This is a genomic window from Candidatus Effluviviaceae Genus I sp., from assembly GCA_016867725.1.
Lineage (GTDB): Bacteria > Joyebacterota > Joyebacteria > Joyebacterales > Joyebacteraceae > VGIX01.
This window is the reverse complement of the sequence record VGIX01000057.1, coordinates 1-8,900: the sequence shown is the minus strand read 5'-3', so window position 1 is coordinate 8,900 and position 8,900 is coordinate 1. Positions and strand designations below refer to the sequence as shown.

At 69.2% G+C, this 8,900-nt stretch carries 8 protein-coding genes; all 8 read right to left on the bottom strand.

Annotation, left to right across the window (positions count from 1 at the left end; genetic code table 11):
* The coding region (locus FJY74_08935) for an extracellular solute-binding protein (GenBank protein ID MBM3308438.1) at positions 1–1,100 on the bottom strand (1,100 nt) is incomplete at its 3' end.
* 46 nt (positions 1,101–1,146) lie between these two features.
* Positions 1,147–1,974 (bottom strand): carbohydrate ABC transporter permease, encoded by an 828-nt coding sequence (locus FJY74_08930; GenBank protein MBM3308437.1) that lies wholly within the window; start codon positions 1,972–1,974, stop codon positions 1,147–1,149.
* A gap of 70 nt (positions 1,975–2,044) precedes the next feature.
* Positions 2,045–2,959 (bottom strand): sugar ABC transporter permease, encoded by a 915-nt coding sequence (locus FJY74_08925; protein MBM3308436.1) that lies wholly within the window; start codon positions 2,957–2,959, stop codon positions 2,045–2,047.
* An 8-nt stretch (positions 2,960–2,967) separates the two neighbouring features.
* Complete coding sequence (locus FJY74_08920) at positions 2,968–3,750, bottom strand: glycogen-binding domain-containing protein (GenBank protein ID MBM3308435.1); 783 nt, start codon at positions 3,748–3,750, stop codon at positions 2,968–2,970.
* A 17-nt stretch (positions 3,751–3,767) separates the two neighbouring features.
* The gene (locus FJY74_08915; protein ID MBM3308434.1) at positions 3,768–5,819 is read right to left on the bottom strand and encodes an isoamylase early set domain-containing protein; all 2,052 of its coding nucleotides are present in this window, start codon (positions 5,817–5,819) and stop codon (positions 3,768–3,770) included.
* 22 nt (positions 5,820–5,841) lie between these two features.
* Positions 5,842–7,389, bottom strand: coding sequence for a hypothetical protein (locus FJY74_08910; GenBank protein ID MBM3308433.1), 1,548 nt, complete (start codon positions 7,387–7,389; stop codon positions 5,842–5,844).
* An 11-nt stretch (positions 7,390–7,400) separates the two neighbouring features.
* Positions 7,401–8,282 carry a hypothetical protein gene (locus FJY74_08905; protein ID MBM3308432.1) on the bottom strand — a complete coding sequence of 294 codons (882 nt, stop codon included), beginning with the start codon at positions 8,280–8,282 and terminating at the stop codon, positions 7,401–7,403.
* A gap of 8 nt (positions 8,283–8,290) precedes the next feature.
* Positions 8,291–8,900, bottom strand: a 610-nt coding sequence (locus tag FJY74_08900; protein ID MBM3308431.1) for a hypothetical protein, incomplete at its 5' end; no start/stop codon positions are given.

Sequence of the window (8,900 nt, the reverse complement as noted above, 5' to 3'; positions counted from 1 at the left end):
ACGGCGGTCTTCATCTGCTCGACGAACACTGCCAAACAGGGATGTTCGTCCGCCGTGATCGCGTCGGCGGCCTTGACGTTGACCGGGATCTGCCCCAGCCGCATCGCCCACATGCGCTGCATCTCCTCGCTCGCGACGAACATGAGGAATTCGGCCGCCAGTTTCGGGTGTTTCGTACTCCGAAAGACGACGAGGTCGTTGCCGCCCACGTTCGTGTGCGACCCCGCGGGCCCCGCCGGGATGAGCCCGACGCCGAAGTCGATGCCGGTGCGCTTCAGGCTCTCCACGGCCCACGGCCCGTTCAGGATCATCGCGTACTTCCCGCTCTGGAACCCCTGGTCGTGGACGATGCCGCCGGCCCGCCACGCGCCCCCCTCGATCCTGTGCTTCCTCGCGAGGTCCACCTTGAGCTGGAACGCGGCCACGGCCTCGGGGCTGTTGAGGAGACAGCGCGTGCCGTCCTCGGACAGGAACGCCGCGCCGTAGCTGTAGAAGAACGGAAGCGTCCACCAGAGCGAGTTCGAAAGCCCGATGCCGAACACGCCGCGCTTCGCGTCGGTGAGCCGTTTGCCGTGCTCGATGAGCTCGTCCCAGGTCGCGGGCGGGCGGTCCGGGTCGAGGCCCGCCGCGCGGAACAGCGCCTTGTTGTAGAACAGGCACAGCCCGTTGGTCTGGTCCGGGATGCCCCAGAGCTTCCCGCCGTAGACGCAGCTCTGAAGCGCCACGGGCAGGATCTCGTCGCGGAACGCCTGCGGCACGTGCGGGTCGAGGTCGAGAAGCGCGTTCTTGCTGGCGAGCTTCGCCAGGAACGACACGTCCACGCGCGCGATGTCGGGCTCGGTGCGCGTCGTGAGCGCCGTCTGGATCTTCGGCTCGGCGCCCGCGAACGGGAGCCGCTCGACGCTCACCGTCACGCCCGGGTGCGCCTCCTCGAACTTCGCCACGATCTCCTTGAAGACCGGGTTCTCTTCCTCATTGTAGGTCTGCCAGACGACGAGCGTCCCACGCTCCGCCCTCTGCCCGCATCCGCACGGACAGGTGAGCAACCCGAGCGCGGCGATCCCCGCCGCGTAGCGCGCCCAACGAACGAACGACCTCATGAACGACCTCCCTCGGCGCGCCGCGCCGTCCGTCTCCCGCGCCGCGTCATCCCTTGAGCGCTCCCATCGTCATGCCCTCGATGAAGTACCGCTGCGCGAAGAAGAAGAGGGCCGCGATCGGGATGACGGAAATGCACGAGCCGGCCATCTTGAGCGTGTACAGCTCCTCGTGCGCGCTCTTGAAGAGCGCGAGCCCGACCGGCACCGTGTAGAGCCTCTCGACGTTCACCACGATGAGCTGCCACAGGAAGTTATTCCAATGGAACTGGAATGTCAGCAGGAAAAGCGTCGCGAGGATCGGCACCGAGAGCGGCACCATGACCTTCCGAAACTGCTGCCACTCCCCGGCGCCGTCCATCCGCGCCGCCTCGAGGAGCTCGGACGGGATCGTGGTCATGTACTGCCGCATGAGGAACAGGCCGAACACGTTGGCGAGGTGCGGCACGATCATCGCCTGGTAGGTGTTCATCCAGCCGAGCCGGTGCACGACGGCGAACTGCGGCACGACGTACATGAGCCCGGGGATCATGAGCGACCCGAGCAGGAACGCGAACAGCTTCTCCTTCATGAAGAACCGCTTCTTCGCGAACACGTAGCCCGCGAGCGCCGCGAAGAGCGTCGCGAACGTCGCGGCCACGGTCGCGACGATGACGCTGTTGACGAAGTACCCGCCGAACCCGTAGTCGGTGAGCACCCGCCGGAAGTTCTCGAGCGTCGGCGGGTTGGGGAGGACGTCGGGCGTGAACTCCTTGCCCGGCTCCTTGAACGCCGTCACGACCATCCAGAAGAAGGGGAACAGCACGACGACCGCGGCCGCGGTGAGCGCCGCGTAGAGCACGACCTTCCGGATGCGCGCCTGCGTCCTGTGGTCCATCGCCGTCCTCTTCGTCGACCGGCGTCCGCTCAGGGGACTCCCCGCGGTGCGATCCGCCGGCCGCCCCGCCTCACGCCTCGGAGCGCAGGAACCGCCGGTTCGCGAGCGAGATGACGATCGCGAGCGCGAGCAGCACGTACGACATCGCCGCCGCGTACCCCAGCCGCCACTGCGTGTAGAACGTGTCGAACACGTAGTACCCCGTCACCCACGTCACGCCGAGCGCGCGCCCGCCCACGTCCACGTTCGGCCCGCCGCTCGTCATCGCGTACACGTCCACGAACGCGTTGAGCGCGGAGATGGTCCCGACGACGACCATGAAGAGCGTGATGGGCCTCAGGAGCGGCAGCGTGATGCGCCGGAAGCGCTGCCAGCCGCTCGCCCCGTCGATCGCCGCGGCCTCGTAGAGGGACGCCGGGATGTTCTGGATGGCCGAGAGGTAGAGGATCATCCCGAACCCCGCGCCCTTGAGCACGTTGGCGAGCACCACCGCCGGCATCGCGGTCCCGGGCGTGCCGAGAAACCCGCGCTCCGCGAACGCGGTCACGCCCGCCGCCTTGAGGATGCGCACGACGATGCCCACGTGCGGGCTGTAGATGAGCGTCCAGACGATGCCCACGACGAGCATGTCGAGCACGTAGGGCATGAAGAACGCGCTCCGGTACGCCTTCACGGCCCTAAGCCGGTTGTTGAGGAGGAGCGCCAGCGCGAGCGATGCCGCGATGCCGCTCGGCACGATGAGCGCGGCGTAGTAGAGGGTCATGAGGACGGACCACCAGAACCGCGTGTCCTGGAGGAGCCGCGCGAAGTTGGCCAGCCCGACGAACCGCAGGTTCGAGAACACGTCGAACGAGTCCGCCGGCGGCTCGTGCACCGCGAGGAAGATCGAGTAGAAGACGGGGTACGCAAGGAAGACCGCGAAGATGACGAGGAACGGCGCGAGGAACGCGTAGGCGGTGAGGTTGTCTCTCGCCTGCGTCGTCATCGCGCCGCTCACTTCACGGTCAGGACGGAGTTCTTCCCGCCGTAGGGATCCGGGACGGTCTCGGGGTTCGCGGGGTCCTCCACCCAGGTGCCGTCAACGACGAACTTGTACTCGTGGCTCCCCGGCCGGATGTCGAGGGTCGCGCGGAACACGCCGCCCTCGCCCTTCGCGAGCGGGTTCGCCAGCGGGTCCCACGCGTTGAAGGTCCCCGCGACGGACACCTCGCGCGCGTCGGGGGCGGCGAGCTCGAAGGTGACCGGGACCGCCGCGGCGTCCGCGGGCTGCTCGACGACCCGCGTCGCCTCCCTCGTCACGCCAGTCCCCGTGACAACCTCGGCGGCGTACCGCACGCCCGGCGATACGACGATGAGCGAGTTCTCGAACCCGCCCTCGGTGGCCTTGTCGGGGTTGTTCGGGTCCTGCTCCCATCGGACGCCGCCGTCGATGACGAACTTGTACTGGTAGCGCCCCGGCGGCAGCGGCACGGCGATGGTCCAGACGCCGTCACCGTCCGGGTCGCTCATGGGGTCGATGCTCGGGTCGTACCGCCCGCCCCCCTGCGTCCCGCCCCAGTTGTTGAAGTTGCCGGCCAGCGTGACCTGCCGCGCCGACGGCGAGTAGTAGCTGAAGAGCATCCCGTCCTTGACCTCGTGCGGCGGCGGAAGCCTGTCCTCGATCGCGCTCAGCACGCCCGCGCACGACGAGAGGCCGACGACGGCGGCGAGGGCGCCCACGGCGAGCGCGCCCGCGCGGAGCGCGGCCGTTCGTCCTGTCCGCCGGAAGTGTCGCATCGTGTCCGCCTCCCCTGTCAGAATGCGATCACGGCCATGAGGCCGATCACCCGCGCGTCCTCGAGGGCGCGCTCCGCGCCGACCTCGTCGGCGCCGCTGTGGTCCCACAGGTACTGCGAGCGCCACCGCTCGCGACCGTTCCCGCGGCCCTCGACGGGCGAGTCGGCGTAACCCGTCGGGTTGACGCCGTACCCGAGCCGAACCTCGACGTTCCTGCGCGGGCTCCAGACGACAGCGAGGTACGGGTTCACGAACGACTGGTCCGTGGTCCCCTCGCCGGACGGCACGTCCCTGTAGGTCACGCGCCGGAGATCCGTCACGACGCTCCAGTCGGGGCGGAAGGTGAAGCCCGCGCGCCCGATGAGCTCGCCCGTGTCGTACGGCATCCACAGCCCGTCGTCGAAGTCGTGCGTGAGCGACTGGTACGCGAGCTCGAACCAGAGATCGTCGGCCATGACGTCGGCGCGCCCCAGGAGCGCGAACCTGTTCGCCGTCCCCTCCCAGCCGCGGCCGCCGATGGTCGCAAGACTCTCGGGATACTCCCACGCGTACGAGCTCCGGTCGAACTCGAGGCCGAGCCCGAAGATGCCGAGCGTCACGTTGACGTCGGTCTCGACGAACGTGTCGTCGCGCTCCGGCGCGGGCCCGTACACGCCCACGACGAGCGGCGACCCCGCGTACCGCACCTCGGTGAGCTGGCGGACCGGGCTTCCCGCCCACGCCGGCGCGCCGTAGGCGATGTACTCCTCGCCGGCCTTCATGCCGTCCACGGCCTGCCGCTCCACCGAGAGCCGCGCGCGCACGAGCTCCGCGAGGTTCGCCGACGCGATGCCCTTCAGGTACGAGCCCTTCATGTCGCCCGTGGGCACGTCGATCGCGCCGTTGCCGAGGTCGTCGCCCTGGACGCTCTCCCTGTTGCCCATGTCCCAGCGGCCTGCGTAGCTGTAGCGGCCGTACGCGGCGGCGAGCTCGAGCATGTCGGACATGCCCTTCCAGCTCGCGTCGCCGGCGATCCACTGCTCGGTCCGCGCGTACTCGAACCAGTCGCTCGCCGATCCGGTCGAGTCGATGTACGCGTCGAGGAACGGGTCCTCGTTGCCTCCCTGCCAGCTCATCCACCAGCCGTCGCGGTGCGACGCGTATGTCGCGCCGAGCCTGAAGGCCCCAAGCGGCCGGCTCGTCAGGCGCGCGGCGAGGAGGTCGGTGTCGGTGTTGTCGAAGATCGTGGGCTTGTTCCAGACGTCGTAGTCGTAGCGGTTGGCGTAGACGGCGGTGAGCGCGGTCGGGCCGACGTCGGCCGTGACGGTGACGCCCTGCGCTCCGCGGCCGAAGGGGATGTGCTCCTCGGCGATGGTCCCCGGCAGGTTGATGTGCCCGACCAGCTCGAGCGGATCGTCGAACTGCACCCGCTCCTCGTTGTAGAACCCGACGACCGTGAACGGCCCGCCCTCGAGCGTCGCGTGGCCGCTGTAGAAGTCGGCCGAGACCTTCTTGATGTCGCCCACGGCCGTGTCGAACCGGAGCGTCGCCTCGCCCTTCACCTGCGGGGTGACCGTCGGGATCACCTTGAGATAGAGCTCGTGCGCCGGCCGGTCGAGCCGCCACCGCGGATCGCTCGGGGTGTCCGACTGCGTGTCGTAGCTGCCGCGGTACCAGCCGCTGAGGTTCACGCGCGCCGAGAGCGGCGTGTTCGAGATGGCCGAGGCGGCGCCTGCCGCGCTCACGCCGCCGTCGGCGGTCACCTCGACCTCCGAGTTGCCGTACGCCCCCACCACCCTCGGGTTGTCCGGGTCCGCGACCCACTGCGTCCCGTTCACGACGAACTTGTACTCGTGCTTCCCGGCCCCGAGCGGCACCACCACCCGCCACACGCCGTCCCCGCCCAGCGAGAGCGGCGTCGCGTTGGTGCTCCAGTTGTTGAAGATGCCCGCCAGGCTCACGCTCGCCGCGTAGGGGTCGGCGTAGCTGAACTCGATCCCGCCCTCGACCGCGTTCACCGCGGCGGGCGAGGCCTGCGCCGCCAGCAGGAGCGCGGCGGCCAGAAGCGGCGGCAGTGTGCGTCCCGTCATGCTCGTCTCCGCGTGAGAGGCCCTAGTAGTAGATCCTCACGAACGCCTTGAACACCTTGTCCGTCGTCGCGCCCGAGTCGTGGCTGACGAAGTCGCCGTCGTTGACCATGTCGTTGCTCTGGTCCGGGTTGCCGAACTCGACGAAGAACTCCGCGCCCTGCCAGCCCAGGTAGCGGAGCTGCGCGAACGCGGTCTGCCTGGATTCGGTCTTCTCGTCCACGTTCATCACGCGCGCGTAGAACTTCCACGCGTCCGACAGGTTCACATTGGCCTCGAACGCGTACGCGGTGAGCTCGTAGTCGCTGTCGATGTCGCGGATGCGGAACTGCGTCCTGAGCTTCACGAGGCGATTCTCGCCGGTCACCTCGCAGAGGAGGTTCGGCCAGACGCCGTCCTTGTTCTCGTAGACCTTGTACTCGGCCTTCCCCGTGAACCCGTGGACGAACTCGACGTACGCCTCGGTCCCCCACTCCCGCTGCTCGCGCTTGTCCGTGAGCTCGGGGTGCGAGGGCTCGGCGCGCCACGTCCAACCCTTGAGGTTGATGGCCTTCGTCGGGACGCGGTAGTGCGCCTCGAGGTAGTACCGGGTGTGGTCGTTCATGTCCTGCCGGCTCCAGCTCGCGAGCCCCGGCGAGTAGAAGTTGAGGCCGTACGACTCCCACGAGCCGAGGAAGCGCAGCGGGCCCGTCCGCACGTCGCGCACCTCGGTCTTGAACGCGTGCGGTCGCGGCGTCTCGAGGTCCCACAGCCAGCCGGACGTGTTCCTCCCGTACTCGCTCACCCACGTCACGCGGCCGAACCGCGACAGCGCGGGGACGATCTCGCCGAGCGCGAGCTCGGCGTCGACCGCGACGGCCTCGTCGAAGTCCTGCGTGCGCCCGTGGAAGATGCCGTCGCTGTAGAGGACGTAGTCCTTCCGCGCGTACGTCGAGCCGAGGAGCACGCGGTCGCCGGCGAGCTTCCGGTTCAGGCGGAACGCCCGGAAGTCGTCGGTGCTGCTCGTGATCGTGTCGGCGGGCGTCGTGCCCGGGTAGTAGTCCTGCTGTCCCGAGGGGAGCTGGCTCACGGCTCTGGCGAAGTAGTCGCTCTTCTCGCTCAGGAACGCCGCGCCGGTGAACCCCTTCACGTCCCAGAAGTCCACGCGGATGCCCTGCGCGCGCGGGCCCCATTCGTCCTGCTTGACGTTGTCCTGGTTCACGATCTCGAGGAGCGGCTCGTTCAGCCAGAACCGGTTCTGCCCGCCGAAGAGGTACGCCTCGGCGTTCGAGCCGCGGAACTGCAGGTGCGCCTCGCGGAAGAAGAACTGCGTGGCCTTCCGATGCTCCTCCCAGCGGCTCGACCATCCCGTGAACTTGAGGTAGCTCGAGACGTTCCTCCACGGGCTCATCTTGAGCCGAAGCTCCGCCTCGAACTCCGGGTTGCCGAGCTGCCAGCTTGGGTCGCCGCCTCCGCTGCTCCGGAGCTCGGTCATGAAGGAGGAGTAGCCCTCGAGGCTCGTCACCGCGCCCGCCCCGCCGGGGGCGAGCGCGAGGACCGAGACGGCGACCAGGAACGCCAGGGCGCTCCGCATGTCAGGTCCTCCTACCACAGGAAGCTCGCGGAGAGGCGGTAGAGACTCCCGATCCGCCTCTCTGAGAGGAGCGCGACGTCAACGTGGAGGTTCGTGCTCTTCAGGCCGAGGCCCGCCGTGATCCTGTCGCGGTTCATGCCGGCCCGAAGCGCGAAGGCGTCGTAGAACCAGATCTCCGTCCCGAGGTTCACGCTCGACTTCTCTTCGTGGTACGACGGCGCCTCGCGCGGCACGCGCCACTCGGCGCTCATCAGCATGACCTCGCGGAAGAGGTACGTGCCGCCCACGCGGAGCTCGGCGTAGACGGGGTCGGGGTCCTCGGTCGTCGAGATGAGCTGGAGCGCGGGCTCCCCGATGTTGCGCACGACCGCGCCGGCGCTCCAGGTCGCGCGGCGGTAGAGGCACCCGACGTCCGCCGCGAGTCCCGCGTCGCCGTCCGCGCTGAAGTTCGGGTCGTTGTAGTAGTCGTATCCCGGCGCGTCCACCGACAGCCGCTTCACGGCCAGCCCGGCGGAGAGCCCGTCAACGGGCGTGGCCGCCCCGGCCGCGAGGACGATCGTGTCCTCGTGGTAGAGGTCCTGCGCGCCGGTGCGCGCCCAGCCGAGCGCAAACCCGCGCCGCCCGGTCCCCCACCCGGCGATCGCGGAGTCCTCGACGAGGTCGTCCACGCCGTAGACGCTCGTCCTCATCCCGAACACGTGGATCCGGTCGAGCGTCGAGAGCCCGGCGGGGTTCCAGTGGAGCGCGGTGACGTCGTCGGCCACCGCGACGAACGCGCCGCCCATGCCCATGGCGCGCGCCCCGGTCTCCACCTCGACGAAGTTGGCCGCGGCCGGCGCGGCGAGCGCGAAGGCCAGAGCGGCCGCGATGACTGCAAGCGTGAGCGTGCGCATGGACACTCCTACTTCACCACCGCCACGGCGGCGTTCACGCGCTCGAAGATCGGCGAGGTCTTGAACTTCGCCTCGACGCGCATCACGTAGAGCCCGTAGGGAACGACGCGCCCGGTCTCGTCCGTGCCGTCCCAGATGACCTCAACCGGCGTCCCGCCGACGTAGTCGGCCGGCGCGTGGAAGACGAGCCGCCGCGCGAGGCGCCCGGAGAGGTCGTAGAACTCGATGTTCACGTGGTCCGCCGCGCGGCCGAGCGTGAAGATCACTCTCGTCTCGTCGTACAGCCCGTCGCCGTTGGGCGAGAACGGGTTCGGCTCGACGAGCACGCCCGACAGCCCGCGCCCGGCCCCGCCGAGGTCGTCCCAGAAGAAAAGCCCGTAGCGGCCGAGCCGCGACACGTCCGCGCCGACGACGTTGCCGTCGGGCCGCGCGTTCCCGCCGATGGTCAGCCAGCGCGCCGTCTCCGGATACCACTCGAACAGGCCGAACGCGCGCTGGTCGAGCGTGCCCGCGGCGTACTCGGGGTAGTGGAGCGTGAGCCGCACGCTGCCGACGATGTCGATCGTCCCTCCGCCGCACGCCAGGCTCAGGTCGCGCGCCACGCCGACGTACTCCATG

What these genes read in the sequence shown, in the direction of transcription:
- FJY74_08930 (MBM3308437.1), bottom strand. Translation starts at nt 1,974, where the DNA reads ATGGACCACAGGACGCAGGCGCGCATCCGGAAGGTCGTGCTCTACGCG.
- FJY74_08925 (MBM3308436.1), bottom strand. Translation starts at nt 2,959, where the DNA reads ATGACGACGCAGGCGAGAGACAACCTCACCGCCTACGCGTTCCTCGCG.
- FJY74_08920 (MBM3308435.1), bottom strand. Translation starts at nt 3,750, where the DNA reads ATGCGACACTTCCGGCGGACAGGACGAACGGCCGCGCTCCGCGCGGGC.
- FJY74_08915 (MBM3308434.1), bottom strand. Translation starts at nt 5,819, where the DNA reads ATGACGGGACGCACACTGCCGCCGCTTCTGGCCGCCGCGCTCCTGCTG.
- FJY74_08910 (MBM3308433.1), bottom strand. Translation starts at nt 7,389, where the DNA reads ATGCGGAGCGCCCTGGCGTTCCTGGTCGCCGTCTCGGTCCTCGCGCTC.
- FJY74_08905 (MBM3308432.1), bottom strand. Translation starts at nt 8,282, where the DNA reads ATGCGCACGCTCACGCTTGCAGTCATCGCGGCCGCTCTGGCCTTCGCG.